General features: G+C 52.8%; 25 protein-coding genes. 13 read left to right on the plus strand and 12 right to left on the minus strand.

The window, feature by feature from the left end; genetic code table 11:
• Positions 1-47: 47 nt before the first annotated feature.
• From QFZ34_RS04605 to QFZ34_RS04615, 3 genes are read right to left on the minus strand one after another with little or no spacing between them, the layout of a single operon-like run.
• On the minus strand, positions 48-3,197 hold the full coding sequence (locus tag QFZ34_RS04605) for an efflux RND transporter permease subunit (protein WP_307277545.1): 3,150 nt from the start codon (positions 3,195-3,197) through the stop codon (positions 48-50).
• Entirely contained in the window at positions 3,194-4,411 is a 1,218-nt protein-coding gene (locus QFZ34_RS04610; RefSeq protein ID WP_307277547.1) for an efflux RND transporter periplasmic adaptor subunit, read from the minus strand. The genes QFZ34_RS04605 and QFZ34_RS04610 overlap by 4 nt, the downstream gene beginning before the upstream one ends.
• 21 nt (positions 4,412-4,432) lie before the next feature.
• Positions 4,433-5,146 carry a TetR/AcrR family transcriptional regulator gene (locus tag QFZ34_RS04615; RefSeq protein ID WP_115055084.1) on the minus strand — a complete coding sequence of 238 codons (714 nt, stop codon included), beginning with the start codon at positions 5,144-5,146 and terminating at the stop codon, positions 4,433-4,435.
• A 149-nt stretch (positions 5,147-5,295) separates the two neighbouring features.
• Here QFZ34_RS04615 and QFZ34_RS04620 point away from each other — a divergent pair, with 149 nt between their 5' ends.
• From QFZ34_RS04620 to QFZ34_RS04630, 3 genes are read left to right on the plus strand one after another with little or no spacing between them, the layout of a single operon-like run.
• On the plus strand, positions 5,296-5,832 hold the full coding sequence (locus QFZ34_RS04620) for a sigma-70 family RNA polymerase sigma factor (protein ID WP_115055085.1): 537 nt from the start codon (positions 5,296-5,298) through the stop codon (positions 5,830-5,832).
• On the plus strand, positions 5,825-6,598 hold the full coding sequence (locus tag QFZ34_RS04625; protein WP_307277554.1) for an anti-sigma factor family protein: 774 nt from the start codon (positions 5,825-5,827) through the stop codon (positions 6,596-6,598). The genes QFZ34_RS04620 and QFZ34_RS04625 overlap by 8 nt, the downstream gene beginning before the upstream one ends.
• 23 nt (positions 6,599-6,621) lie before the next feature.
• Positions 6,622-7,338: a Bax inhibitor-1/YccA family protein gene (locus QFZ34_RS04630; protein ID WP_307277557.1), complete on the plus strand. Its 717-nt coding sequence runs from the start codon at positions 6,622-6,624 to the stop codon at positions 7,336-7,338.
• Between the two features lie 56 nt (positions 7,339-7,394).
• On the opposite strand, the gene QFZ34_RS04635 is transcribed toward QFZ34_RS04630, so the two are convergent.
• Positions 7,395-7,955 (minus strand): MarR family winged helix-turn-helix transcriptional regulator, encoded by a 561-nt coding sequence (locus tag QFZ34_RS04635; RefSeq protein WP_307277560.1) that lies wholly within the window; start codon positions 7,953-7,955, stop codon positions 7,395-7,397.
• Positions 7,956-8,335: 380 nt separating this feature from the next.
• On the opposite strand from QFZ34_RS04635, the gene QFZ34_RS04640 reads away from it, so the two are divergent.
• Positions 8,336-8,467 carry a hypothetical protein gene (locus QFZ34_RS04640; protein ID WP_307277563.1) on the plus strand — a complete coding sequence of 44 codons (132 nt, stop codon included), beginning with the start codon at positions 8,336-8,338 and terminating at the stop codon, positions 8,465-8,467.
• A 166-nt stretch (positions 8,468-8,633) separates the two neighbouring features.
• Positions 8,634-9,227, plus strand: coding sequence for a transglycosylase SLT domain-containing protein (locus QFZ34_RS04645; RefSeq protein ID WP_440809795.1), 594 nt, complete (start codon positions 8,634-8,636; stop codon positions 9,225-9,227).
• A 209-nt stretch (positions 9,228-9,436) separates the two neighbouring features.
• Here QFZ34_RS04645 and QFZ34_RS04650 read toward each other — a convergent pair whose 3' ends face one another.
• The 3 genes from QFZ34_RS04650 to QFZ34_RS04660 form a co-directional block, all read right to left on the minus strand.
• Positions 9,437-9,862 (minus strand): SRPBCC family protein, encoded by a 426-nt coding sequence (locus QFZ34_RS04650; protein ID WP_115055090.1) that lies wholly within the window; start codon positions 9,860-9,862, stop codon positions 9,437-9,439.
• A complete protein-coding gene (locus QFZ34_RS04655) occupies positions 9,855-10,187 on the minus strand; it encodes an ArsR/SmtB family transcription factor (RefSeq protein WP_115055129.1) in 333 nt (110 codons plus the stop codon). Before QFZ34_RS04655 ends, QFZ34_RS04650 begins: the two co-directional genes overlap by 8 nt.
• A 150-nt stretch (positions 10,188-10,337) precedes the next feature.
• Positions 10,338-10,691, minus strand: a complete 354-nt coding sequence (locus tag QFZ34_RS04660; protein WP_115055091.1) for a DUF1428 family protein — start codon at positions 10,689-10,691, stop codon at positions 10,338-10,340.
• A 222-nt stretch (positions 10,692-10,913) separates the two neighbouring features.
• On the opposite strand from QFZ34_RS04660, the gene QFZ34_RS04665 reads away from it, so the two are divergent.
• The gene (locus tag QFZ34_RS04665; RefSeq protein WP_307277573.1) at positions 10,914-12,017 is read left to right on the plus strand and encodes a (5-formylfuran-3-yl)methyl phosphate synthase; all 1,104 of its coding nucleotides are present in this window, start codon (positions 10,914-10,916) and stop codon (positions 12,015-12,017) included.
• 701 nt (positions 12,018-12,718) lie between these two features.
• Positions 12,719-14,347: an MFS transporter gene (locus QFZ34_RS04675; RefSeq protein ID WP_115055130.1), complete on the plus strand. Its 1,629-nt coding sequence runs from the start codon at positions 12,719-12,721 to the stop codon at positions 14,345-14,347.
• Positions 14,348-14,350: 3 nt separating this feature from the next.
• On the opposite strand, the gene QFZ34_RS04680 is transcribed toward QFZ34_RS04675, so the two are convergent.
• The 4 genes from QFZ34_RS04680 to QFZ34_RS04695 form a co-directional block, all read right to left on the minus strand.
• Positions 14,351-14,773 (minus strand): nuclear transport factor 2 family protein, encoded by a 423-nt coding sequence (locus tag QFZ34_RS04680; RefSeq protein ID WP_370878712.1) that lies wholly within the window; start codon positions 14,771-14,773, stop codon positions 14,351-14,353.
• A gap of 53 nt (positions 14,774-14,826) precedes the next feature.
• Complete coding sequence (locus QFZ34_RS04685) at positions 14,827-15,297, minus strand: SRPBCC family protein (protein ID WP_307277577.1); 471 nt, start codon at positions 15,295-15,297, stop codon at positions 14,827-14,829.
• Positions 15,298-15,382: 85 nt separating this feature from the next.
• Positions 15,383-16,624 (minus strand): RNA polymerase sigma factor, encoded by a 1,242-nt coding sequence (locus QFZ34_RS04690; protein WP_307277579.1) that lies wholly within the window; start codon positions 16,622-16,624, stop codon positions 15,383-15,385.
• The gene (locus QFZ34_RS04695; RefSeq protein ID WP_307277582.1) at positions 16,621-16,995 is read right to left on the minus strand and encodes a YciI family protein; all 375 of its coding nucleotides are present in this window, start codon (positions 16,993-16,995) and stop codon (positions 16,621-16,623) included. Before QFZ34_RS04695 ends, QFZ34_RS04690 begins: the two co-directional genes overlap by 4 nt.
• Positions 16,996-17,030: 35 nt before the next feature.
• Here QFZ34_RS04695 and tam point away from each other — a divergent pair, with 35 nt between their 5' ends.
• The 3 genes from tam to QFZ34_RS04710 all read left to right on the plus strand — a co-directional run bounded on the left by tam (position 17,031) and on the right by QFZ34_RS04710 (position 20,161).
• A complete protein-coding gene (tam, locus tag QFZ34_RS04700) occupies positions 17,031-17,867 on the plus strand; it encodes a trans-aconitate 2-methyltransferase (protein WP_115055097.1) in 837 nt (278 codons plus the stop codon).
• A gap of 28 nt (positions 17,868-17,895) precedes the next feature.
• Positions 17,896-19,188 (plus strand): NCS2 family permease, encoded by a 1,293-nt coding sequence (locus QFZ34_RS04705; protein ID WP_307277587.1) that lies wholly within the window; start codon positions 17,896-17,898, stop codon positions 19,186-19,188.
• A gap of 223 nt (positions 19,189-19,411) precedes the next feature.
• A complete protein-coding gene (locus tag QFZ34_RS04710) occupies positions 19,412-20,161 on the plus strand; it encodes a FadR/GntR family transcriptional regulator (RefSeq protein WP_307277590.1) in 750 nt (249 codons plus the stop codon).
• A 92-nt stretch (positions 20,162-20,253) separates the two neighbouring features.
• Here the strand turns inward: QFZ34_RS04710 and araD1 are convergent, their stop codons facing one another.
• Positions 20,254-21,246 carry an AraD1 family protein gene (gene araD1, locus QFZ34_RS04715; RefSeq protein WP_115055099.1) on the minus strand — a complete coding sequence of 331 codons (993 nt, stop codon included), beginning with the start codon at positions 21,244-21,246 and terminating at the stop codon, positions 20,254-20,256.
• Between the two features lie 345 nt (positions 21,247-21,591).
• Here araD1 and chvE point away from each other — a divergent pair, with 345 nt between their 5' ends.
• The 3 genes from chvE to mmsB all read left to right on the plus strand — a co-directional run bounded on the left by chvE (position 21,592) and on the right by mmsB (position 25,396).
• Positions 21,592-22,605, plus strand: coding sequence for a multiple monosaccharide ABC transporter substrate-binding protein (gene chvE / locus QFZ34_RS04720; RefSeq protein WP_115055132.1), 1,014 nt, complete (start codon positions 21,592-21,594; stop codon positions 22,603-22,605).
• Positions 22,606-22,682: 77 nt separating this feature from the next.
• Positions 22,683-24,206 carry a multiple monosaccharide ABC transporter ATP-binding protein gene (gene mmsA, locus QFZ34_RS04725; RefSeq protein ID WP_307277594.1) on the plus strand — a complete coding sequence of 508 codons (1,524 nt, stop codon included), beginning with the start codon at positions 22,683-22,685 and terminating at the stop codon, positions 24,204-24,206.
• A gap of 2 nt (positions 24,207-24,208) precedes the next feature.
• Positions 24,209-25,396, plus strand: coding sequence for a multiple monosaccharide ABC transporter permease (mmsB, locus tag QFZ34_RS04730; protein WP_307277596.1), 1,188 nt, complete (start codon positions 24,209-24,211; stop codon positions 25,394-25,396).
• Positions 25,397-25,448 lie beyond the last annotated feature (52 nt).

The raw sequence follows: 25,448 nt of genomic DNA on the forward strand, positions 1-25,448 counted from the left end.
TAGCAGCGGCTGAAACAGAAAGAGCGCCCTTGGGCGCTCTTTTGCGTTTATTCAGCCGCTTCGGTTATGATCCGCGCCGGGTGGACAAGCGGCACCGGACTGCTGGCATAGACCTGTTCCGTATGCGGTTCATCCGGTTTGTTCGGGCGCATAGACCAATGGAATATTTTGCCCGTCCAATGGCTCACATCATCCATGATTGTGTAGAAGGACGGTACAAACACCAGCGACAGAACTGTTGAAACCAGCAGGCCGCCAATCACCGCAATCGCCATCGGTGCACGAAATTCACCGCCATCACCAAAAGCCATTGCCGCGGGAAGCATGCCTGCCGACATGGCAATCGTCGTCATCACGATTGGCCGGATGCGTTTGCGCCCGGCATCAATGATTGCCTCATTGCGCGGTATCCCATGTTTCACTTCTTCTATGGCAAAATCGACAAGCATGATCGCATTCTTGGTGACAATGCCCATCAGCATCAAAATACCGATGACCACGGCCATGGAGACGGAATTATTGGTCAAAAGCAGAGCCACCGCGACACCTGCAATCGAAAGAGGCAGTGACATGAGGATGGTGAAGGCGTGGAACACACTGCCAAAGAGCAGGATCAGCACCACGAAGACCAGCATCAGGCCCATGATCATTGCATCGCGGAATCCGGTAAAGACTTCACCCATCACCTCGGCATCGCCGGTTTCCTGAATCCTGACGCCTTCCGGCATGGATTTGGTCTGCGGCAGGTTTTTGACAATGGAGAGGCCCTCGCCAATTTCCTTGCCCTTGGCCATGTTTGCGCCAACGACGACCCGGCGTTCGCGGTTGAAGCGCTCAATGGAGGAGGGACCCTGTCCAAAGCTGATCTGCGCAATTGATTCCAACGGAACGACTACACCGGCAGGTGTTGTTACGGTCAGGGTCTGGAGCACAGAAAGGTCACGGCGCGAATCCTCGGTCAATTGAACGCGGATCGGGACCTGCCTTCCATCAACCGTATATTTTGCCAAATTGGCATCAAGATCACCCAAGGTCGCAACACGCAAAGCCTCCGACAGCGCTGATGTCGACAGGCCCAGCTCTGCCAGCTTATCCATGCGCGGTGTCACTATGATCTCGGGGCGATCCAGCGCCGCCGTGGATGACACAGCCTGAAAGTCGCCGGTTGCAGTCATGGCGCTTTGCAATTGTCTTGCCTGCTGGGTTACTTTCTCACCATCATTGCCGATGACGCCGACAGCAAATTCGCGTTCGCCGCGATCATTGACGAAATTGGCGCGCAGATCGGAAACCTCGGACAATTTGTTGAAAATTTCGGTCTCCACCTGTTTCTGAGTGCGGTCCCTTTCGGATTTATGGCTGAGCTTAACGACCATCGTTGCGCGCCTTGTATCCAGCGAACCCGTTGGCGACGCACCGCCCGTCACATAGGTCTGCTTGACTTCTGGTATCTGGCGAACAAGTGATGCCGCCTCGTCACTAACGCGGCGTGTTTCCTCGATAGGTGCACCCGGAGGCAGTTCAAGGCTCACGACAACCCGGGCTTCATCCTGTGGCGGGACAAAGCCCGATGGCAGAAAGCCCATGGCCCAGATTGCAACAGCAAAAAGAGCCACGCCGCTGCCCAGCGTCAGCCAGCGGAAACGCAAAGTGACGGTCAGAAAACGGGTATAGGCCTTGATCCAGCCGGTTTCTTCCGAGCCGTGGTGCAGGCTTTTACCGTCGCGCAACAGATAGGCGGTCATCATCGGCGTAATAAGCCGTGCAACAAGCAGCGAGAAAAAGACCGCGACCGCAACCGTCAGACCGAATTGCTTGAAATATTGACCGGCAATGCCGCTCATGAAGCTGACCGGTGCGAACACGGCAATGATTGTGGCCGAGATGGCGATAACGGCAAGCCCGATTTCGTCGGCAGCTTCCAGTGAAGCCCGATAGGGTGATTTGCCGGATCGCATATGCCGGACAATGTTTTCGATTTCGACGATAGCATCATCGACCAGAATACCGGTCACCAGAGTAATACCAAGCAGACTGATCAGATTGAGCGAGAAGCCCAGCATGTCGATGGCCCAGAAAGTAGGGATCGCCGACAAGGGCAGGGCAACAGCCGCGATCAATGTCGCCCGCATATTGCGCAGGAACAGGAACACGACAATGATGGAAAGCACGGCACCTTCAATCAGCGAACTCATGGCGGATTCGTAATTGCCATAGGTATAATTGACCGAATTATCGATCATGCTGAAGCGTGTATCGGGGTATTTTTGCTGCAACTGATCAATGCGCGCCTGTACAGCTGCAAAAACTTCCGTATCGCTGGCTCCCTTTGCCCGGAACACACCCAGCGAAACAATCGTCTGATTATCGACTCGCGCAAAGGATTTTGGCTCTTCAAAAGCGTCGCTGACAGTTCCGATTGCATCGAGCCGGACAGAGCGTCCACCGGCGAGCGGAATTTCCACCGCACGCAGATCTTCCAATGAACGGGAGCCGCCCAAGGTTCGGATCGTCTGTTGCGTATCGCCAAGATCACCGCGACCACCGGTCAGATCGGCACTCATGGATTTCAGGGCACGATTGACATCGGCAGCGGTAACCCCGAGTGCGGTCAATCGATCGGGGTCGAGCGAGACACGGATTTCGCGCTTCACCCCGCCATACCGCTCTACCTTGCCAACGCCCTTGAGCCCCTGAATGTCGCGGATGATCGTGTCATCGACAAACCAGGAAAGCTGTTCCGCCGTCATTGTCGGAGCGGAAATGCCGTAGGTCAGAATTGCCGAACCTTCGACATCCACCGAATTGATCAGCGGTTCCTTGATGGTCGCTGGAAGATCATCGCGGATGCGCGATACGGCATCCTTGACGTCGTTCAGCGCTTTTTGCGTATCAACCTCCAGCCGGAACTCGACAAGCGTTGTCGAATTGCCTTCAGTCAGATTGCTGATGACATTCTTGACGCCGGTAATATTGGCGACAGAATCCTCAACCCGCTTGGCAATCTGGGTTTCCAGCTCTGTCGGCGCAACGCCCGGATCGGTAATCGAGACCGATATCAACGGCACGTCGATATTGGGGAAGCGGGTGATGGGCAGTTTGGAAAAGGCCATCAGCCCCAGCACGGTCAAAACGACAAAGAGGAGAATTGCCGGAACCGGGTTGCGGATGGACCAGGCGCTGATGTTCCAGTTCATTTGACCGCTCCGGTCTGCTCGGCTGAGACACGAACCGGGGTAACGCGGTCGCCATCGGCGACGAATGTTCCGGCGCGGGCGACGATTTCTTCGCCCTCGGCAAGACCCTCAAGCACTTCGGCGGAATGGCCGTTGCGAATGCCGACTTTCACCTTGCGGCTTTCGACAACACCGTTCTTGACGACCTGAATGAGCGTCGCCGGCCCATTATAGACAATAGAGGAAAGTGGAACGCTAATGCCGCCACGACGGGCAAGTTCAATGACAGCGCGGGCAAAATTGCCCGGGCGGATTGAAGGGTTCTTCTCAAGCGACACTTTTACCGCGCCCAGACGCGAGCTTGCTGAAATCTCCGGAGAGATCAGGCGGATTTTGCCTGCGACCGCCTCTTCCATGCCCGAAACGCGGACAGAGACCGGCATGCCCGCCTTTAACAGCGGCAAATCGACTTCCGGAATATTGCCTGCGAGCTCAAAATCATTATCGCGGGCAATGCGGAACAATGGTCCCGCATTGGCGGAGACGATCGCGCCAAGAAGCGCGTCGCGGCTCAAAATAACGCCGCTTGCCGGTGCTCTTACATCGGCTTTCTCCAGACGCAGCATGACATCGCGTTTCTGGGCGGCGACAAGTTGCAACTGCGTTTGCGTTGCCACCAGCGCGTGACGAGCCGTGTTCAGCTTGGCATTGGCGCTGTCATGAGCATTGGTTGCATTGTCAAATTCAGCTTTGGAGGTGAAGCCCTTGGCGCTCAAGGAGCGGGCACGCTCCAGCGCTTCCAATGCTTGCCGCACGGCAATCTGCGCATCGACAATCTGTGCTTCGGACTGTGCGATGGACGCGGCGGCCTGAGCCCCTTGCGCTTCGATTTGTGCAAGCTGGATCTCAAGCGAAGACTTGTCGAGCCTTGCCAGGATGTCGCCTTCCTTGACCACATCGCCCTGATCGGCATTGAGCTCGAGCACAAGCAGTCCGGCAACATCCGTGCCGACGGCAACCTCCTGCCGGGGAACAATGGTTCCCGTTACAGTCAGTGTCGCCACCATTTCCTGCTTTCCGGCAGCGACCACATTGATCGAGGGAGCCTTGGGTTCGCTTGCAACCGCTGGTGTGTCTTCCGCCGCGGCAATTACGGGCAAGGACAAGGCGAAACCAATCGCCACAATGGAGGAGAAGAGAACTTTTCTGAGATTGCGGTGAGGGTGGCGGTTCATCTTGGAGCCTGAGGGTGAGAGCTATAGTTGCTTGTTCGTTGGTCGCAAAACGGCGGTTGCCAGCGCACGGAACACGGGTTCCAATGCTTCCAGCGGCACGCCTTGTGCGGGAAAATTGCGAAGGATAATGCCTTCGCCCATGGCTGCGAGCGTGGCGACGGCAAGCTCCAGTTCGACCACCGGGTCGATAAGGCCGGCCTCTTTTGCTGCGGTAAATGCAGCAATCAGCCTTTCACGCATCATGCCTTCATGCAGTTCGCAAATGGCAGCAACCGCATCATTGCGTGTTGCCTCGGCGCGTACTTCAATGAAAAGGCGGGCACTGGCATCGGCTGGGCCATTATTGCTCATATCCATCGACATGTGGCGCACATGCTCTATGCCCACTTTGACAACGGCCTCAATAATGTCATTGCTACTGGACATGCGATCAAGGATCTCTGCGCTTTCACGACGATGTTGCGCACAAATATGTTCAATGATCGCCTCTTTTGAGGAGAAATAACGATAAAGCGCGCCGGGGCTCATGCCAGCCTCGGAACAAATGTCATTCATGGAGGCTCCGCGAAAGCCGGAGCGGATGAAACAGGTGGTTGCAGCGGCAAGGATGCGCTCTTCCTGCGCCTCGCGATTGCGCGCCCGCTTGCCGAACAGCTTGGTGACAAAACAGCATGATCCTTCCGTATCATCACTTGATGCGGCGGGTGTCTGCCTTGGCATTGCTTGATCGGTCATCAGTCACCAATAAAAAAGAGAGAACGTTCTCTCTCATTTATATCAGCTGCACAATATCGTCAATATGAGAATGATCATTCTTGTTTTACTGCTGACAAAAAAACCGTACTGCATGGGAATAAACCCGCGATAGGCTACGTATATCGGTCATGAGCAATGAGAAAACCCGCTTCGACGTGATTGGCCAGCTTGGATCGCTGCGCCGTTATGCGCGCTCGCTGGCTCGTAATGAGCAGGATGCCGAGGATCTCGTGCATGATGCGCTGGTGCGGGCCTATGAAAAGCAGGCGAGTTTTCGTCCGAACGGCAATTTGCGGACATGGCTGTTTTCTGTGTTGCACAACACGTTCATTGATGGCTTCCGCTCGCGCCAGGCTGATGCGCGCAGAATAGCCCAGACGGCAGAGACGGCGGAAACCGTCCAGCAGCCATCGCAGGAACATGCGGTGCGGCTGGAACAGATACGCCAGATGTTTGAAACCTTGCCCGAAGAGCAGCGAAGCGCCCTGCATCTGGTGGCTATTGAGGGGCTTTCCTATGAGGAAGCTGCCGGAATTCTGGACATACCTATCGGCACATTGATGTCGAGGGTCAGCCGGGCACGGGCTTTCATGCGCGCCAGCGAAGGCGAGGAGCCCTCTTCCCGCGCCGCCCAACTGCGAATTGTCGGAGGTCGTGATGATTAAGACAAGAGACCCTATCGTGCAGGCCGATTTTGATGCCTATGTGGACGATCAGCTGGATGGTGCACGCCGTATCGAGGTGGCTGGATATCTTTCCGAGCATCCCGAAGATGCTGCCCGCGTCATGGCAGATCTGCGTGGCCGTGATGAATTGCGTCTCGCGCTCTCAGCGCCCGCTTCGGTTTCCGGCCTTGCTTCTGCACAGGCTGCCGAGCGGCTTCAGCGCAGCCTTGGACGCAGGCAGATTTTCAATCGGCTGCAACGCGTTGCGGCGGTGGCATTGCTTGTTGGCCTCGGTTGGATGGCCCATGCCGGTTTTGGTCCGTTGATTGTCTCGGAGGTTGTCGCTTCACAGCCGGCTCCTGCCTATGTCCAGGATGCGGTGATGGCGCATCGCACGTCGCTGGTCCGCGCTGCAATGACATCGCAGCCCGGCACCCGAAATTATGACCCGGCTGAAATACGTGCCGCCACGGCAATCATTCTGCCCAAGCTTCCAACCGAATGGAAAGTGAAGGACGTGCAATTGTTCCCGTCCACATTCGGACCAAGCATTGAACTTGAGATCGGATCGTCTGTCACGGGTGCCTTGTCCCTTTTTGCGGTTCGCCCTGGGTCATTTGATGTCGTTAAACCACGCATTGTCGAGATTGAAGACATGAAAGCAGCCTATTTCCAGATCGGCGACGTCGCCTATGCGCTCGTTGCCGATGGTGGTTCCGATGAGCTGGGCAAAGCCGCTACACAACTTGCCAACACACTTTACTGATCAACAACAGAAGGAACGTTCTGATGAATACACCACTTCGTTATGGCATCGACCGGGCAGGCGGCCAGTCAGCCGCTGCGTTCGACGAGGGCCTGCGCCAGCATATGCTGCGCATCTACAACTATATGGGCCTTGGCCTTGTTCTCACCGGTGTTGTCGCTTTCGTCGTCGCTTCAACGCCAGCACTTTATGTACCAATCTTCTCGACACCGCTTAAATGGGTGGTGATGCTGGCGCCGCTGGCTTTCGTGATGTTCTTCTCGTTCAAGATGCAGACAATGTCGGCAGCTTCCGCCCAAATGCTGTTCTGGGCGTTCTGCGCCGTCATGGGCCTGTCCATGGCTTCCATCTTCCTGGTCTTTACCGGCAACAGCATTGCGCGCACATTCTTCATTGCCGCAACAATGTTCGGTGCAACCAGTCTTTACGGTTACACCACCAAGCGTGACCTTTCGCAGTTCGGCTCGTTCCTGATCATGGGTCTGATCGGTGTTGTCGTTGCCAGCGTGGTAAACATCTTCCTTGGTTCGACAATGATCCAGTTTGTGGTGTCAGTTGCCGGCATTCTCATCTTCGTCGGTTTGACCGCCTGGGACACACAGACGATCAAGGAACAGTATGGCGAGAATATTGATTCAGAGACACAGCAGAAAATGGCCGTATTCGGTGCGTTCTCGCTCTATCTCAACTTCATCAATATTTTTCAGCTTCTGCTGAACTTTACAGGCGAGCGCGAATAGCAACGCCTGAAGAGTTGACGAAAGGGCCGGAGAAATCCGGCCTTTTTTGTTGGTTATTATTCGCCGCGGGGGCCGAAAATGGCTGCGCTTGCCCAAGTCTGCTCAATACGATCAAGCGTTTTGAAAGTGATTTCGAGGTTACGAATATTGTCGGGGCTGTCGGCAACGATTTTATGGCAGTTGGCGGCGATGGCCGTCATGTCGGCGCAAAGCTCCTTGCCCTTTTCCGAAAGCTTGATTCGCGCTGCGCGGCGATCACGCTGCAGGGCGTTACGCTCAATATAACCGGACTCACCCAGCTGCTTGAGGTAGTAGGAAAGGTTGGTGCCCGCATAGGGACCGCGTTCCATCAACTGCGTGACAGAAATTTCATCATCGCCAATTGCCAGAAGCAGCATCAGATGGGCGTGGCCGATTTCTTCAACGCCGCGACGGGTCATTTCCGATTGCATAAAGGCTGCAAATCGTCTGTTCACCCGCTCCAGCGTGCGCGCAAGTTCAAAATGTGTGATGTTCGGTGCCGGAATATTGGCGGGCTTGCGGCCACCAAATGGCTTCGACACGTCATCCCGTGCCGCTTCGTTATCAATCATATGTTGCAGATAATTCGGTACCATCGAAGTCTCCGTAACGGTGCCCACCGCCAGTTTACGAGAAAACTTACCAGCGCTTAATGGTGCGCCGCACATCAAAGCAATTAACAAGACAATCAATCAGAAGCCATCGGTATATAAGCATAAAGTATTAGAGAAAAGCATTCATTTACGATCGTGCCGCTTTTTTTCACGATGGCTTCCCTTGGCGCAGATTGGGACAAAAAGTGCCAAGCAGCGCCATATTCCGTTATTATGCCGACATATATTAAATAATATGCACAATGCGTAAGCTTATATCTGATGATGGATAAATATTAGGCAGTTATTCTTGCTGACGCCTGCGAAGCAACAATTCACCCTGCAGGGCAAAGGTTTCACGCGTTCATTCGAGGCCTATAAAAGTGCACAAGAAAACTGTGGCAGACGTGGCGACACGGGTAGCCGGTTGGCAGAGGTATTACGGAAATCCTAATATTCTCGACGAAATGAACAAGGGCGTTGCCGATGTGCCCGCCGGCAACTCGGCTCGATAGCAATTGCTGATGTAAACGCCCTGTTCAGTCCAATCCTCTGGCCGAGTACCGGGGCCGCATCTCCGCAGGGAAGCGGCTGCGGAGGATGACTCGCCGCAACAATTATTGAAAACCGGCGAATCGCATGGCAAAAAACTATTAACTTTTCCTGTCTATATCAGGAACAATGTTACGAAAATTGTCTCTGAAAATGGCAGTAATCGCCGTCATTCTGGCTCTGGGCGGGTGCGCATCTGCGCCCAGCCGGATTAATAATGTCTGCGCTGTTTTTGAGCAACGCGATGGTTGGTTTGATAATTGGTATGTTGCTGCCAAACAGACCGAACGCGAATATGGCGTACCAGTACCAATTCTCATGGCGACCATCCGCAAGGAATCCGGGTTCAGTCCCCGTGTAAAGCCGCCGCGTACAAAGCTGCTTGGCTTCATTCCATGGAAGCGGCCATCCTCCGCCTATGGCTTTTCGCAAGCGCTGGATGGAACGTGGAAACAATATCAGCGCGAAACCGGGCGCTATGGCGCAAGCCGCAGCAAGTTTGCCGATGCGGTCCATTTCGTTGGCTGGTATCACTCCAAGAGCAACAAGACGAACGGCATCGAGTTGAATGATGCCTATCATCTCTATCTGGCTTATTATTTCGGTCACGGCGCTTTTTCACGCGGTGAGTGGAAAAGCAATGCCAGCATGCAGCAGGTCGCCCGCGCCACCACCAAGATGGCCGAGGATTACGCCGCGCAAATGCGAAACTGCAATCAATAACTCTGTTGGACTGTCATTGTCGGCGCGAATTCTGCTCGAGTTTCAGTTTGCCGCACCAATATCTTGCGTGGTTCGACGAGGCTCACCGTGAGGAAAGCTGGCGGTTGCAGGGAGTCAGGATTTGCAACGCTGGCAACTGTCATTGCAGCACTTTAACCTTCCTCATGGTGAGCCTCGTCGAACCCTGCATAACGCTGTTGCCACGCCCTTCAGGCGAGAGCCTCATCCATGGAATCAAGGATTGCTGTCCAGCCTTTGTTATGGCCATCGCGCGATTCTTCATTGCGGAATTTCACATGCCGCAGGGTAACATCCGTCTTGCCCTGACCCGCTTCCACAAAATCAATCGTGACCACGCTGTCATCGAGTGAGTGCGGAGAACCCCATGTGAAAGAGAGCCGCGAATGCGGATCGATTTCAAGATAAGTCCCATAATGCGGGATTTCCCGTTCGCTCGTCACCATGATGATCTCGAAGCGGCCGCCTTTGGTCGGGTCATTCTTCACCTTGGAGTCCGCGATGCAACCTGGCGGGCGCATAAATTTTGCCATGGCGTTAGGGCTGATCCAGGCATTGAAAACCTTCTCGCGTGGTGCGGCGATTGTGCGGTTGATCGTCAGTTCTAGCTCACTCATTTTCGTCATCCTCCAAAAGCATGTTCTCAAGCGCTGTCAGGCGCAATTCCCAAATCGACTTCAACTGACCGAACCAATCTTCGGTAAGTCTGAGCGGGGCAAGCTCGGCAGCGATAAAGTGCTCGCGGCCCGAAGTCTGCCGGGTGACAAGTCCTGCTTCCTCCAGCACCTTGATGTGTTTGGAAACGGAATTCAGGGACATGTCGAAATGGGCAGCAAGCGAGGTCACCCTCAACGCACCCTCCTGAACAAGGAGCGTCAAAATCTGTCGCCGTGTCGTATCGCCAGCGGCCTTCAGAATTCGTGACAGGGCATCGTCGTCCATTTCATTCATCCATATGGTTGAATATCGCATCTGCGCATATTAGTCAACCATATGGGTGAATATTATTTCCCGTGCAATCTGAATGTCCGGTTTCGCACAGAAAAACCGGAAACAGTGTCCCGTTGATTCTGCTGCCTATGGGCGAGGGCTCTACATTTGCAGCAGGACGTTGAACCCGCCATAGATCATGCGCTTTCCGTCAAATGGCATTTGGTCCATCTGCTTTGATAGTCGCGGATCGTCCATGACCAGCTTGTTTATCTTGTCGCGTTGCTCACGGGATTCGTAGGTGATCCACGAAAAAATTACGATCTCGTCGTCCTTTGCCTGTACGGAGCGGGGAAACGACGTCAGTTCGCCAAAGGGCACATCATCGCCCGTGCATTCAACATAGCTTAGCGCGCCATGCTCCATCCAAACCTCGCCTCCCAGTTGGGCAAGCGCCCTATAAGCGTCGATCTTGTCCTTCGGAACTGCAAGTATAAAGCCATCAACATAGGTCATTTTGATTTCCTCTCATGGTTCACTCCCAAAGGAACGTTTGAGGAAATCCAAATCCTACATCGCTGTTAAGTTTTTGCCGGCGAGGTTTGAGCAATATGTGCCCGAACGTGTCGTGGGTTGAGCAGAAATATCGGAATAACTGTGCCAACATGTTGGGCGGGCGATCGTTACGAGCTATATCATCTTTATTTGCCGCTTCATCCAACATGGGTTCGCTCAGGAATGACAAAACTGCTTGCCAGCGTACAGAATCTGCCTGAGGCGGAAATCGTCTTCGAAAATGGTGCGGACATTATTGATGTCGGCGGTCCGGCCATAGCCATGTCAGGCTCGGTCGAATCCGGGCCTTTGCCGGAAATCATCAATTTCGTGGCTGGCCGCAGGCCCGTTTGTGCCGATGCCAGCCATTTGCCGATGCAGGCGGATGTGATGCGCCGCAAGGTTGGAGAGTTTGTCGCTGCGGGTGTGGAATATATACGGGTGGGCTTGCGTCCGGGCGAGAACCTGCTGGCAGTGATCGAGGCGATCAAGCCGTTCACCTCCAAAGTGAAGCTTGTCGCCGTCATGTTTGCTGAAGAACAGAGCCGATATCCCAAATCATTTTTAGATGACCTGGTTGCGGCCGGTTTTCACGCCGCCATGATTGACACGGAAAACACCCTTGGCGAACGCTTGCTCAACCATTTGTCGCCTGACCAGATCGGTCAGTTCTTCAAGCTCGTTCAGTCGAAAGGCTTGCTGGCGGGTGCCGCCGGTTCGCTCGAAGCGCCCGATATTCCACGACTGCTTTCCTACAGGCCGGATATGCTTGGTTTTTGCGCCGCATTGCGCACTGACCTTTATTGGGCGGCGCCAATGGATGGTCCTGCGGCAGCAAAGATAAGAGGGCTGATTCCGAAAGGCGCAGTGCGGACCGTTGCACCATTGGCGGACGGCAGCGAACCTGGGTTGGGTACGGACAAGATTTTCGTGCGCGATTTTGTTTTGCCGGTCGAGATCGGTGCCTATAGTTTCGAGCATGGCAAGACCCAGAAGATGCGCTTCGATGTTACTGCCGAAGTTGTTCGCGTTGCCCGCAATGCAGAACAATTGCGTCATGTTGTTTCCTATGATCTCATCATGGACGGCATAAGAGCCATTATCGCCCGGGGCCATGTCGAGCTGTCTGAAACATTGGCCGAGCAGATTGCGGCTTTCATTCTGGAAAATCCGCGTGTGCTGAAAGTTGTGGTCAGGGCCGAGAAGCTGGAATTGGGGCCGGGCGGCGTCGGAGTTGAGATTGAGCGCCGCCGCGGTGAAACCGGAGGCTGGGGCGCTTTTCACTAGGTTTGTCTGGCCGTGCGGTTTTTGGGGCGTGGTTCGTCCTTTGACACGCTCAGGAGCTCACCATGAGAGAGGTTGTTGTTTGCGGAAACCTTCCTGCAATACTGCGATGAACTGCAATCAATCCACATTACTCATGGTGAGCTTGTCGAACCACGCACTATTGGTTCCCGGGCATCAGCGATAAGGATTTCGCGCTCGCTGCAATGATCGAGAAGGTTGTGCAGTGGCAGCCCGGCAAAGAAGAGGGCCCGCTAGAGGGAACGCCGCAGGATGACCCGCGTTATGCCTATGTAAAATATGATGTCTGAAAGGCAAGATTGAAGACCTGTCATTCCACCAGCCGAGATTGAAATTAGCTGCGCGACAGAACACAAAATTCCCGGGTCGAAATTAAAGAAACGATCGTTCAATTAATTTCGACCGGATTTCCAGAAATCGGCAATATTTGGAGGCTAAAAACAGGCTTTATAAACACGCTGCGCCGAAAATCGCACAACCTCGCTACACATTTGCGGAAAACTTCCCGAAGAATCGCCAATTTTCCCGAAAAAATCCAACTTTTAAGTGCATTTCAGTTGTCTAAAGTTGTGCGAAGCGCATGTTTCGTTGCGATAAATGCCGTCCGCGACTGGCATTGCCGGAATTATTGCCTGTAAGATGTGAGCCCGAAACAACCTTGCCCGAACAAGAAAGTTGATGCGGTGACAGACCGAAAATCGCCCTTGGCGCCGTTCAAAAACGACACGTTCCGTAACATCTGGATTGCAAGTCTATCCTCGAATTTTGGATCTTTGATCCAGTCCGTTGGTGCAGCCTGGATGATGACGACCATTTCCAGTTCTGTGGGCATGGTGGCCTTGGTTCAGGCCTCGACCGCATTGCCTATCATGTTGTTTTCATTGGTGTCTGGTGCGCTCGCGGATAATTTCAATCGCCGCCGGGTGATGCTTGTGGCGCAAAGTTTTATGTTGGCTGTGTCCGTTTCTTTGTCGGCATTTGCCTATTTCGGGCTCATTACGCCTTGGTTGCTTCTCGCCTTTACCTTCCTGCTGGGATGCGGGACGGCATTGAACAACCCGTCATGGCAAGCCTCTGTGGGCGACATGGTTCCGCGCGATGATCTTCCGGGCGCTGTGGCGCTCAACAGTATGGGCTTTAATATAACGCGCAGTGTCGGCCCCGCTATTGGTGGCGCTATTGTTGCTTTCGCGGGAGCCGCAGCTGCATTTGCAGTCAATACTCTCAGTTACTTGCCCTTGATACTTGCCTTGTTTCGCTGGCAACCAAAATATGATGCTAATCCTTTGCCGAGAGAAACTCTCGGGAGAGCCATTTCTGCAGGTTTGCGTTATGTTGCGATGTCTCCGAACATTGCAAAAGTCATATTCCGCAGTTTTGTTTTTGGGCTTTCTGCCAGTGCTGTTCTCGCTTTGCTGCCATTGGTTGCACGCGATCTGGTGAAAGGTGGCCCGCTGGTTTACGGCATCCTGCTTGGCGCCTTTGGCATAGGGGCCATTGGCGGAGCGCTTTTAAGTGCCCGCCTGCGGGAGTTCATGTCAAGTGAAGCCATTGTAAAATCAGCGTTTATCGGGTTCGCGCTTAGTGCTGTCGTAACTGCTGTCAGCACCAATACCTGGCTGACCAGTGCTGCGCTTCTTGTATCCGGCGCGTGTTGGGTTCTGGCACTGTCGCTGTTCAACGTCACCGTACAGCTATCGACACCACGCTGGGTTGTGGGCAGGGCGCTGTCGCTCTACCAAACGACAACTTTTGGTGGCATAGCCGGAGGAAGCTGGATATGGGGTCAGGCCGCTGCAGAACATGGTGCGGAAATGGCGTTGCTTGCATCGAGCGTGGTAATGCTTATAGGCGGCGCGATTGGTCTTCGTTATGCTTTGCCGGAATTCAAAACACTCAATCTGGATCCGCTCAATCATTTCAGTGAACCATTGCTGGCGCTTGATCTTAAACCGCGCAGCGGGCCCATTGTTATCATGATTGATTATGTCATCAAGGAAGAGGACGTGAACGAATTTCTTCAGGTAATGGCGGCGCGGCGGCGCATCCGAATTCGCGATGGTGCAGGCCATTGGGCCCTGATGCGCGATCTGGAGAACCCGGAGATTTGGACGGAAAGCTACCATACGCCGACCTGGGTGGAATATGTGCGCCATAATCAACGCCGCACAAAGGCCGATGCCATTGTCGGAACGCGGATCAGAGCCCTTCACAAGGGCGATACTGAGCCGCGTGTCCACCGCATGATCGAGCGGCAGACGACGCTGCCTCACGATATTGCCGCTCATAAAATGCCCATAGATATGTCTTGATTATCAAGGCTTTAAGTCTATTGCTGCTCGAAAGCTTCCATCCATATAAAATGGAACGGAAGCATGCACATGAGCGATTTTCCAGATGCCGCCCTGTTTGATTAGACCCAGCGTCTGCCGAAACCACAAGTCGGCCTTATCACCCGTGGTTTTCGTGCCGGTCATTCTGACCAGACAGCGCGCAAAAGCAACGTCGTCGCTTGCCGTAATATCCAACTCCCGCGACTCATTTCCGATAGGCCCGGTCCAGCTATCGAACCAGCTTTGAATGCCTTCGGCATCCTTGCCACGATACTGTAATGGTGGGGCAAGACTGAACTCGACAATGTCTTCCGTCAGATAAGAAAGCGTGCTCTGCGCATTCTTGCTGGAAATTGCATCCGACCAGTTTTTGAGGGTGTCCTCAATGGCGGTATTTTGATTAATACTTGTCACTTTTACTTCCCTTCCAGTGTTAATTGCGGAATGTGAAGCGAGCTTCAAAGTTTTGCGACGAGTGCCTCAAGTTGATCGGTGCATTGACCCCAACCTTCATGAAATCCCATCTTCTCATGTGCTTCGCGATCAGCCACGGACCAGTGACGGACAAGCGCCGTGTATTTCGTTTTGCCTTCCTGCTCCTCGAAAGTAAGAATCAGTGTCATGAAAGGTTTTTCTGATGGAACCCAAGCACTGGTGAAAGCATCGGTGACCACAATCCGTTCATTCTCCATGACTTCAAGATACACACCTCGATTGGGGAATTCATTCCCGTCCGGTCCACGCATGGTGATGAAGTTGGATCCGCCAACGCGCACATCCAGTTCCGCATGCGGTGTTGTATAGGGCAGGGGCGCGAACCATTGTTTCAATAATTCCGCATTGGTCCAGGCTTTAAAAACCTTTTCCCTGGGGGCGTTGATGAGGCGTGTCAGAACCAGATCACGATCTGTATTTGCCATTGTATCCATTGCAGTTCTCCTTGTTTCGATGGTCTGAACTAAGGACGAACGGCACGCGTGAAATCCGACATTTACCGCGAAAAAAAATTGACGTTTATTTTTTTGAGAGACTATCAAGGTGGGTGCGGATATGGGCTGCTTCAGCGGCAGTATTGGCAAGAGCGATTGCGCGGTTGAATGCTTCGCGCGCTTCTCCATTCCGGCCGATTTTCATCAGCAATCCGCCCTTGACCCCGAAATAGTGAAAATAACCTGAGAGCCGCTCTTCCAATGGTTCGATGAGCGTCAGTGCTGCTGCGGGCCCGCGCACTTTGGCGACGGCAACTGCGCGGTTAAGCGTGATCACGGGTGAGGGCATCATGCGCTCCAGTGCGCCATAAAGCACGTCAATTTCGTTCCAATCAGTCTCTTCTGCGGTGGGCGCGCGGGCATGCAGCGCTGCTATTGCCGACTGAATTTGGTAGGGACCAGGCTGCCTGTGCCGCATCGCTTTATCGATCAGGGCCAGGCCCTCATTGATCATTTCACGGTTCCAGAGTTTGCGGTCCTGTTCCTCCAAAAGAATGACTTCGCCATTTGCATCGAAACGTGCAGCCGATCGCGCATTCTGTAGTAACAATAATGCCGCCAGGCCCATTATTTCGGGTTCGGTCGGATACATGCGCAATAAAAGCCTGACCAGACGGATTGCTTCGTCGCACAGCGGAATGCGGGCTTTTTGTTCGCTGGCGGCAGCGGAATATCCTTCGTTGAAAATCAGATAGATCATTGCCGCGACAGCCGCTAGCCGCTCAGCACGTTCAATTGGATCGGGCGTTTCAAACGGGATTTCGCCTGCGCCAATTCGGCTTTTTGCACGTGTTATGCGCTGTTCCATGGCGCTTTCGCCGACCAGAAAGGCTTTGGCAATTTGTTTTACCGAAAGGCCCGAAACGATTCTCAACGCCAATGGAATTTGTTGCGTTGCCGGAAGGTCAGGATGGCAGCAGATGAACAAAAGACGAAGGATATCATCACGATAATCCGCTCCGTCGATGTTCTCTGCAATCGTCGTTTCATTATCCTCCAGATCAGACAGCACTTCTTCAGGCGGCAATGGCTGCTGCTTTGCCTGACGGCGGACCACGTCAATTGCGCTGTTGCGCCCGACGAAAATCAGCCAGGCCGTTGGATCGCGTGGCGGACCGTTCTTGGTCCAGTTTTTCAGCGCTTTGACGCAGGCCTCCTGAAACGCTTCTTCCGCTACATCAAGATTGCGAAAGTAACGCAGCAGCGCGCCTACAGCCTGCGGGCGGGCCGCTATAAGTGCCGCATCGATCCAACGTGCATCTGTCATGGTTTGGTTTGTCCGGGTCTGAATATTGAAATAGGCCGAATTTCGTAGGATCCCGTTCCGGGATTAGCGATCGAAAGTTCCTTGGCAATATCAAGTGCTTCGTCCAAAGAGGCGCAATCGACGACATAGAAGCCGAGGAACTGTTCCTTGGTTTCGGCAAAGGGACCATCAATAATGACGGGATCATTGCCGCTCTTGCGTAAGGTTGTTGCAGCTGTCGTCGGCAGCAGCCGTGCTACCGGACCGAGCTTTCCTTCCTTGGTCAGTCGTTCCTGAACAATTGCGAGCCGCGCCATGACAGCATCGTCCTCGTCTTTGGACCAGGCGCCAACGATGTCTTCGGAATTGTAGCAAAGAATGGCGTAGAGCATTTTATTTCCTCTTCTTCATAGGATGACGAACCAGTATGACTTATGCCGACAACGGGTCAAAAATTTATTGCGATTCGTATCTGAAAGGTATCATCGTGCGAAAAACAGGTTGGTCACCGGAACAATATCTGAAGTTCGAGGACGAGCGCACGCGCCCAGCCAACGATCTTTTATCGGCGGTGCCGACGGCGGAAGTAGAATTTGCAGTAGATCTCGGCTGCGGCCCGGGAAATTCTACAGAACTCTTGCTCAAACGCTATATCTCAGCAGAGATTCTGGGAATAGACTCATCTGCAGAGATGATTGCGCAGGCTCGTGAAAGAGTGCCGAATTGCAGGTTTGAACAGGGGAATCTCGATACTTGGCGTCCGGAAAAGAAAGCTGACCTCCTTTACGCCAATGCTTCAATGCAATGGCTGTCTGGGCACGACACACTGTTTCCGCAACTCACGCAGTTTCTCAATATTAATGGTTCCTTGGCAGTGCAGATGCCGGACAATCTGGAGCAGCCGACCCATATTGCCATGCGGGAGGTTGCGGCCGACAAACGTTGGGCCGAAAAGCTTTCCGGAGCCAATGCAGCCAGAAGCAGCTTAGGCGATGCTTCATTTTACTATGATTTACTTAAACCTCACGCTCGGCGTGTGGATATCTGGCGCACCATCTACCATCATCCGCTAAAAGGGCTCGAGGGTATTGTTCAGTGGTTTCTGGGCTCCGCGTTAAGGCCGTATCTTGCTGCGTTGAGCGAAGAACAGAAGCCGCAATTTATTGAAAAATATCAGGAATTACTCGCTCAATCATATAAGCCAATGGACAATGGCATTGTGCTCTTGCCATTTCCGCGTCTGTTCATCATAGCAACAATCTGAATATTCGTCTTAGCTTAGGGGGACCATCATGTTCGAAAAGCTTTTCAAGCTTAGCGACCACCAGACATCCGTAAGGACGGAGGTTTTGGCGGGCCTGACAACATTCCTGACCATGTCGTACATTATATTTGTCAATCCAGACATCTTGTCTTCGACTGGTATGGACCGCAACGCTGTCTTTGTTGCGACTTGTCTCGCAGCGGCGCTGGGTTCGGCCATCATGGCCCTTGTCGCCAATTGGCCAATCGGCATGGCGCCCGGCATGGGTCTGAATGCATTCTTCGCCTTTACAGTGGTTGCGGCACTTGGTTTTACCTGGCAGCAAGCGCTCGGCGCAGTCTTCATTTCAGGCTGTATTTTTCTACTGCTAACAGTGACGGGCATCCGAAGCTGGCTTGTTTCAGGCATCCCAAAATCCATTCGCAGCGCTATCGCCGCCGGTATTGGTCTCTTCCTTGCGCTGATCGCATTGAAGACGTCGGGCATTGTCGTGGACAATCCCGCGACGCTGGTTGGGCTTGGAAATCTTGGCGACACCGGCGTTCTGCTTGCTATATTGGGTTTCTTTGTCATTGCAGCTCTCGATGCACTCAAGATTCGCGGCGCGATTCTCATTGGAATACTTGTTGTGACTGTGCTGTCGATGGTTCTTGGTGTCAGCGAGTTCAAAGGCGTCTTTTCAATGCCTCCAAGCTTGGCCCCAACATTCTTTCAGCTCGATATAGCGGGAGCGTTGCATACCGGTTTTCTGCAAGTCATTTTGGTGTTTGTACTGGTTGAGGTATTTGATGCCACCGGCACCCTCATCGGTGTCAGCAAACGTGCGGGCCTTATCGAGGAAGGTAAGCCCAATCGCTTGGGCCGTGCGCTTTTTGCCGACAGCACCGCCATTGTAGCCGGGTCGGTTCTAGGAACCAGCAGCACCACGGCCTATGTTGAAAGTGCATCGGGAGTGCAGGCAGGCGGACGCACTGGTTTGACGGCTCTGGTTGTTGCGCTGTTGTTTCTTGCAGCTTTGTTCATAGCGCCATTGGCTGCGTCGGTTCCCAGCTATGCGACCGCGCCTGCATTGCTTTATGTCGCGGGTCTGATGATGCATGAACTGGTGGAAATCGAATGGGATGACATTACGGAGGCCACGCCAGCTGCATTGACTGCATTGGTAATGCCGTTCACTTATTCAATTGCAAACGGTCTTGCCTTCGGGTTCATCAGCTATGTAATTTTGAAGGCGGTAACCGGAAAATTCAGAGATATTCATTTGGCAACATTGCTTGTAGCGGCTTTATTCGTGATCCGGTTTGCATTTTTTCCGCATTAATTGACCGGCGAACAGCGCGAATGTGCTCTATTCGCGCTGTTCGCGCTCCATAGGAGGAGGGGACCTGCGGAATAGCAATATTGCCGATTGTGAATGATATTATAATATTATAAATAGATATCAGGGAGAGAGGGAGGCAGAGGCTGCACGGTTCAGAAACCGTTGCGTGGCATGTTTTGCAATCTCCTGTGTAAAGTCACCCCATGAATTTACAGGCAAGCACTTGGCAGGCAGGGAACTCACCGATTACGACTTTCGCACGACGGGCCAGTCGCGAACGCATCATGGTCATGTTATGCGTGATCTTGGTCTGAAGATCATCAGCGGCGCCTATCCTGAAAAAAGCATACTTCCAGGAGATACCGAACTTCTGCAACGTTTTGGAGTATCGCGAACCGTTTTGCGCGAAGCGCTGAAAACGCTGGCGGCGAAAGGTCTGATCCAACCGAAAGCCAAGATCGGCACAAGGGTCTTGGAACGATCGCATTGGAACCTGTTCGATCCTGATATATTGGTTTGGCATTTCGAAGCCGGCGCAACAGCCGATTTTCTGGCGAGTATTGTCGAGATGCGTCTGGCATTGGAGCCTGAGGCGGCGGGTCTTGCAGCATTGCGACGTACGGACAAACAATTGGAAACATTGTTTCGCTGGGTCGAGCGGATGGGAGAGGCAAAAGAGTCTGCAACGGACTTTGTCTACAGCGATTTGCAGTTCCATATTGCCGTTGCAGAGGCTTCCGGGAATCCCTTCATGCGCTCTATCAGTGCACTGATAGAGGTAGCTCTGGTGACGACATTTACCATCAGCTCGCCGATTCCTAATTCAGAAAGTCATATCCGTTCAGTAGCCCGCCATGCAGCAATTGCTGCGGCAATTCGTGACGGAGATGTGGAGGCCGCTAAGGCTGCGATGCGCGTTGTCATTGCCGAAGGCGCCGAGCGCGTCCTGGTTGCAGGGCGCGCAGCGTCATAGAACTCGCAACCAGCCGGTATTATCACATGTCGAGGCTGTTCTTCCGTCAATACCGATAACGGAAGAACACGCTTCGATCATATAGAAGATACTTAAAGTGCTGTGATCTTCACTTTGGAAGGCTTTTCCACCTTGAGCGGATTGCGCAAGGGAAGGCCGAAAGCTGGTGCCTCGATTTCGAATACGTCGCCATTCTCGGGCTTTATACCGTCGGCAAATGACAATGTTGCTGTTCCGAACATGTGAATATGAATGTCACCTGGTTGACGGAAAACCGAATATTTGAAGTGATGATATTCCAGATTTTCAATCGTATGGGACATGTTATCTTCGCCGGAAAGAAATGGCTTTTCCCATATAGTCTTGTTTTTTCGCGTAATGCGGGATGTGCCGCGAATATCTGCTGGCAAATCGCCAAGGATCAATTCTGGGCCGACCGAGCAGGGGCGGAGCTTGGAATGAGCAAGATAAAGATAGTTTACGCGCTCCATGACATGATCGGAGAATTCGTTGGCCAGCGCGAAGCCCAGCCGGAAAGGTGATCCATCCGGGCCTATCACGTAAATGCCAGCGATTTCCGGTTCTTCCCCTGCATCATCGGCAAAAGCTGGAGAAAGCAGGGCTTGGCCTGGGCCAGTCAGCATTGATCCGTTGCCTTTGTAGAACCATTCCGGTTGAACTCCGGTCTTTCCCTTTTTGGGTTTGCCGTCTTCAAGACCCATACGGAACATTTTCATAGAATCGGTGAGTGTTTCTTCTTTGGCATCGCCAATCTTGCGGTGCATGGCATCGCGAGTTGCAGCAGATCCAAGATGTGTCAGCCCGGTTCCTGTCAGATGGATATGAGCTGGATCATGGGTATCGATGGGCGGCAGCAGTCTGCCTTCACTATAGGCAGCAGCGATATCGACGGTCTTTCCAAGTCCGCGAATTTCAATAATTGCAGCAATACCAGTCCCAGCTTCGATTGCCGCATGGGCCAGTTCCAATACAGAACGGGTCCGTTTTACCAGACGAAACTCTTCGCCGATACGTGCAGCAACCTGACGCTTGCCCTTGGTATTGAGTAGTTGAACCAGATTCACAATTTCCTCCCGGTGTTCATTTGCAAATATTTATATAAGGGGATCGACGGATATGTCTTCCAAAAAATATTATAATAGGATTATATGGCATTAAGCCAGCGTTGGGTAGCCTGATGCGCAACTGAAAATGTTTGTGCAGCGGAATTTCACAATCGTGAAAGAAGGCCTATTCCAAAAGTCATACTTTTCAGATAAATGTGCAGACGGGCCCTGCCTTGGGAGGACTGGTTCAATCTTGGCAAAGCTGGCTGCGGTCAACAAAAGCGCGTAATTTGATTGGAAATTGGGAGGATAGACGTGAAAATACTTAATTTGGTTGCTGCGGGACTGATCGCGCTGGGCGCGATGAGCACGCAAACTTTTGCACAAGACAAAGGCACCGTTGGCATTTCCATGCCTACCAAAGCCTCCGCCCGCTGGATTGCTGACGGCGATAACATGGTCAAGGCGTTGAAAGAACGTGGCTATGGTACCGATCTGCAATATGCGGAAGATGACATTCCCAACCAGCTGGCCCAGATCGAGAACATGGTCACCAAGGGCGTCAAGGTTCTTGTGATTGGTGCCATCGACGGCACCACGCTTTCCAATGTGTTGCAGCAGGCACATGATGCCGGTATCAAGGTTATCGCCTATGATCGCCTCATCCGTGATTCCGGTAATGTTGACTATTATACAACATTCGACAACTTCCAGGTTGGCGTTCTACAGGCGAGTTCACTGGTCAAGGCGCTTGGACTTCCTGATGCGAAGGGCCCGTTCAACATCGAGCTATTCGGCGGCTCACCAGACGACAATAACGCCTTTTTCTTCTATGATGGCGCAATGTCGGTGCTTCAGCCTTTGATCGATAGCGGCAAACTTGTTGTCCAGTCCGGCCAGACAGGCATGGATAAGGTCGGAACACTGCGCTGGGACGGAGCTGTTGCTCAAGCCCGCATGGATAATCTCCTTTCAGCCTACTACACAGACAAGAAGGTGGACGCAGTTCTGTCGCCATATGATGGTCTGTCCATTGGCATCCTCTCGTCGCTACGTGGCGTAGGCTATGGCACGAAAGATCAGCCATTCCCGTTCGTTTCCGGACAGGATGCTGAAGTGCCTTCCGTCAAATCCATTATCGCAGGCGAGCAGTATTCAACGGTCTACAAGGATACACGCGAACTAGCCAAGGTTACGGCCAACCTTATCGACAAGGTGCTGAAAGGCGAAGAGCCGGAAATCAACGACACAAAGACCTATAATAATGGTGTGAAAGTTGTTCCAGCCTATCTTCTCAAGCCTGTTGAAGTCGACAAGACCAACTGGAAAGAGATTCTGATTGGTGGTGGCTACTACACCGAAGATCAGCTGAAATAAGCTGACAGATCGCAAGAACCCTGCATCTTGCGATGCAGGGTTCTTTTCCTATTGCAGTGACGTCGATGAGGATCTCGATGGATACAATCCTCGAAATGCGCAATATCACCAAGACCTTTCCTGGTGTCAAAGCGCTGAATAATGTCAATCTTAATGTTCGCAAAGGTGAAATTCACGCTCTGGTGGGCGAGAACGGAGCCGGAAAGTCAACCCTGATGAAGGTGCTAAGCGGAGTTTATCCGCATGGCAGTTATGAGGGAGAAATTTTCTACAAGGGCGAGGAGCAACGCTTCCGCGATATTAGCGACAGTGAGAAAAAAGGCATTATTATTATACATCAGGAGCTGGCTTTGGTGCCGCTGCTGTCAATTGCTGAAAACATCTTTCTTGGTAATGAACCTGCAAAGTTTGGCATTATTGATTGGCACATAGCGGAAACCCGCACGCGCGAATTGCTTGCCAAGGTTGGCTTGAAAGAAGACCCGCTGACGCTCGTGACCAATCTGGGTGTGGGCAAGCAGCAATTGGTGGAAATTGCCAAAGCCTTATCCAAGGAAGTTGAACTTCTCATTCTTGACGAGCCCACAGCCAGTCTTAATGAAAAGGATAGCGATGCCTTGCTTGAATTGCTGCTGGAATTCAAGGCGCAGGGTATCTCGTCGATCCTAATCTCCCACAAGCTCAATGAAGTCGGTAAAGTCGCGGATCGCATTACAGTCTTGCGCGATGGTGCAACCATCGAGACGCTGGATAAGCAGGATATTTCCGAAGACAAGATCGTAACTTTGATGGTCGGCCGCCAATTGGCAGACCGCTATCCGCAGCGTGTGCCAAATATTGGCGAAGTTGTCTTCGAGGTGAAGGACTGGGTGGTCCACCATCATCTCCATAGCGACCGCACCGTGGTCAACGGGATCGGCATGAATGTCCGCAAGGGCGAAGTCGTTGGCATCGCAGGGCTGATGGGGGCCGGACGAACTGAATTCGCCATGAGTGTCTTTGGCAAGGCCTATGGCAGCAAGATTAGCGGCGAAGTTTTCATCAAGGGCAAGAAGGCCGATGTTTCAACCATTGGACGGGCCATCGATAATGGCATTGCCTATGTCACGGAGGACCGCAAGACCTATGGCCTCAATCTGATTGATCACATCAAGCACAATACCACGATCGTTAATCTGGAAGGTGTTTCCAGTAATGGCGTTCTAGATGATATGACCGAATTGAAGGTTGCGAATGAATATCGCACCAAAACCAATATCCGTTCATCCAGCATCTATCAGAAAACCGGAAACCTTTCCGGCGGCAATCAGCAGAAGGTCGTTCTGTCGAAGTGGCTTTTTGCCAATCCGGACTTATTGATTCTGGATGAGCCAACGCGTGGCATTGATGTCGGTGCCAAATATGAAATCTATTCGATCATCAATCAGCTTGTGGCGATGGGTAAAAGCGTTTTGGTGATCTCGTCGGAAATGCCGGAACTTCTCGGCATATGCGACCGGATTTACGTTATGAATCAGGGCAAGCTCGTTGGCGAAATGGCTGCCAGCGAAGCCAGCCAAGAAAAGATCATGCGCGCCATTATCCGCGCTGAAGGGAAATAATCATGAGTATTGAAACTGCACCGGCAAAAATTCAGACCGACGGTTCGGCGACAAAAGGCAATTTGCGTGAATACGGGCTGGTTGCGGCGCTGATCCTGATCATGCTGTTCTTTCAGTTCACCACCAATGGCACGCTGTTCCGCCCGGTGAACCTCACCAATCTCGTTTTGCAGAACAGTTACATTATTATCATGGCTCTCGGCATGCTTCTGGTCATTGTTGCCGGGCATATCGATCTGTCTGTCGGTTCCGTGTCGGGCTTTGTGGGCGGATTGGCTGCTGTCATGATGGTGAAATGGCAAATTCACTATGTGCCGGCAACGATACTCTGCCTCATAATGGGTGGTGTAATCGGCGCGGCACAGGGCTATTGGGTCGCCTACCACAAAATACCATCCTTTATTGTCACGCTGGCTGGCATGCTGGTTTTCAAAGGGCTGGCCCTTTGGTTGCTCGGTGGACAATCGGTTGGCCCGTTCCCGCCTCAGTTCCAGCTTTTGAGCTCTGGTTTCATTCCTGACTTCTTTGGCGTCGGCGGCTTCAACGTAACTTCCATGCTGATCGGTATCGTTCTGGTTGCCTTGATGATCTATTCAAGTGTCCGCGGCCGGGCAAAGCGCGAGAAGCATGGCTATCACGGGGAGCCCTTTGCGCTCTTTGTAGCCAAGAACCTTATCATCGGCGGTATTATTCTATTCCTTGTTTACCTGCTGTCTTCTTATAAGGGGCTGCCGAACGTTCTCGTCGTCATGTCACTGCTGATTGCGCTTTTCGTCTTCGTGACCAAGCGCATGACAATTGGCCGACGTATTTACGCCATGGGCGGTAATGAAAAAGCGGCAAAGCTCTCTGGCATAAAGACCGAGCGGCTAACCTTCTTCACCTTCGTCAACATGGGTGTATTGGCCGCGCTTGCTGGATTGATTTTCGCTGCGCGATTGAACACGGCAACGCCGAAAGCCGGTCTTGGCTTTGAGCTCGACGTCATTGCGGCTGTGTTTATTGGCGGCGCATCGGCAATGGGGGGCGTCGGTCAGGTGATGGGCGCAGTTATTGGCGCCTTCATCATGGGCGTCATGAATAATGGCATGTCGATTATGGGCGTTAATATTGATTGGCAACAGGTGATCAAGGGGCTGGTGCTTCTGGCTGCAGTGGTCTTTGACGTTTACAATAAGAACAAGGCTTGAGCCGTTCAGCTGACAGCTCGTTCTCTCGTAATTCAAAAACCGGGGCTGGCCA

The sequence above is a fragment of the Phyllobacterium ifriqiyense genome, assembly GCF_030817885.1.
GTDB lineage: Bacteria > Pseudomonadota > Alphaproteobacteria > Rhizobiales > Rhizobiaceae > Phyllobacterium > Phyllobacterium ifriqiyense.

Bases quoted from the DNA above. Each gene is read 5' to 3' on its own strand.
- QFZ34_RS04605 (WP_307277545.1), bottom strand. From the start codon at position 3,197: ATGAACTGGAACATCAGCGCCTGGTCCATCCGCAACCCGGTTCCGGCA.
- QFZ34_RS04610 (WP_307277547.1), bottom strand. From the start codon at position 4,411: ATGAACCGCCACCCTCACCGCAATCTCAGAAAAGTTCTCTTCTCCTCC.
- QFZ34_RS04615 (WP_115055084.1), bottom strand. From the start codon at position 5,146: ATGACCGATCAAGCAATGCCAAGGCAGACACCCGCCGCATCAAGTGAT.
- QFZ34_RS04620 (WP_115055085.1), top strand. From the start codon at position 5,296: ATGAGCAATGAGAAAACCCGCTTCGACGTGATTGGCCAGCTTGGATCG.
- QFZ34_RS04625 (WP_307277554.1), top strand. From the start codon at position 5,825: ATGATTAAGACAAGAGACCCTATCGTGCAGGCCGATTTTGATGCCTAT.
- QFZ34_RS04630 (WP_307277557.1), top strand. From the start codon at position 6,622: ATGAATACACCACTTCGTTATGGCATCGACCGGGCAGGCGGCCAGTCA.
- QFZ34_RS04635 (WP_307277560.1), bottom strand. From the start codon at position 7,955: ATGGTACCGAATTATCTGCAACATATGATTGATAACGAAGCGGCACGG.
- QFZ34_RS04645 (WP_440809795.1), top strand. From the start codon at position 8,634: ATGTTACGAAAATTGTCTCTGAAAATGGCAGTAATCGCCGTCATTCTG.
- QFZ34_RS04650 (WP_115055090.1), bottom strand. From the start codon at position 9,862: ATGAGTGAGCTAGAACTGACGATCAACCGCACAATCGCCGCACCACGC.
- QFZ34_RS04655 (WP_115055129.1), bottom strand. From the start codon at position 10,187: ATGGACGACGATGCCCTGTCACGAATTCTGAAGGCCGCTGGCGATACG.
- QFZ34_RS04660 (WP_115055091.1), bottom strand. From the start codon at position 10,691: ATGACCTATGTTGATGGCTTTATACTTGCAGTTCCGAAGGACAAGATC.
- QFZ34_RS04665 (WP_307277573.1), top strand. From the start codon at position 10,914: ATGACAAAACTGCTTGCCAGCGTACAGAATCTGCCTGAGGCGGAAATC.
- QFZ34_RS04685 (WP_307277577.1), bottom strand. From the start codon at position 15,297: ATGGATACAATGGCAAATACAGATCGTGATCTGGTTCTGACACGCCTC.
- QFZ34_RS04690 (WP_307277579.1), bottom strand. From the start codon at position 16,624: ATGACAGATGCACGTTGGATCGATGCGGCACTTATAGCGGCCCGCCCG.
- QFZ34_RS04695 (WP_307277582.1), bottom strand. From the start codon at position 16,995: ATGCTCTACGCCATTCTTTGCTACAATTCCGAAGACATCGTTGGCGCC.
- tam (WP_115055097.1), top strand. From the start codon at position 17,031: ATGACTTATGCCGACAACGGGTCAAAAATTTATTGCGATTCGTATCTG.
- QFZ34_RS04705 (WP_307277587.1), top strand. From the start codon at position 17,896: ATGTTCGAAAAGCTTTTCAAGCTTAGCGACCACCAGACATCCGTAAGG.
- chvE (WP_115055132.1), top strand. From the start codon at position 21,592: ATGAGCACGCAAACTTTTGCACAAGACAAAGGCACCGTTGGCATTTCC.
- mmsA (WP_307277594.1), top strand. From the start codon at position 22,683: ATGGATACAATCCTCGAAATGCGCAATATCACCAAGACCTTTCCTGGT.
- mmsB (WP_307277596.1), top strand. From the start codon at position 24,209: ATGAGTATTGAAACTGCACCGGCAAAAATTCAGACCGACGGTTCGGCG.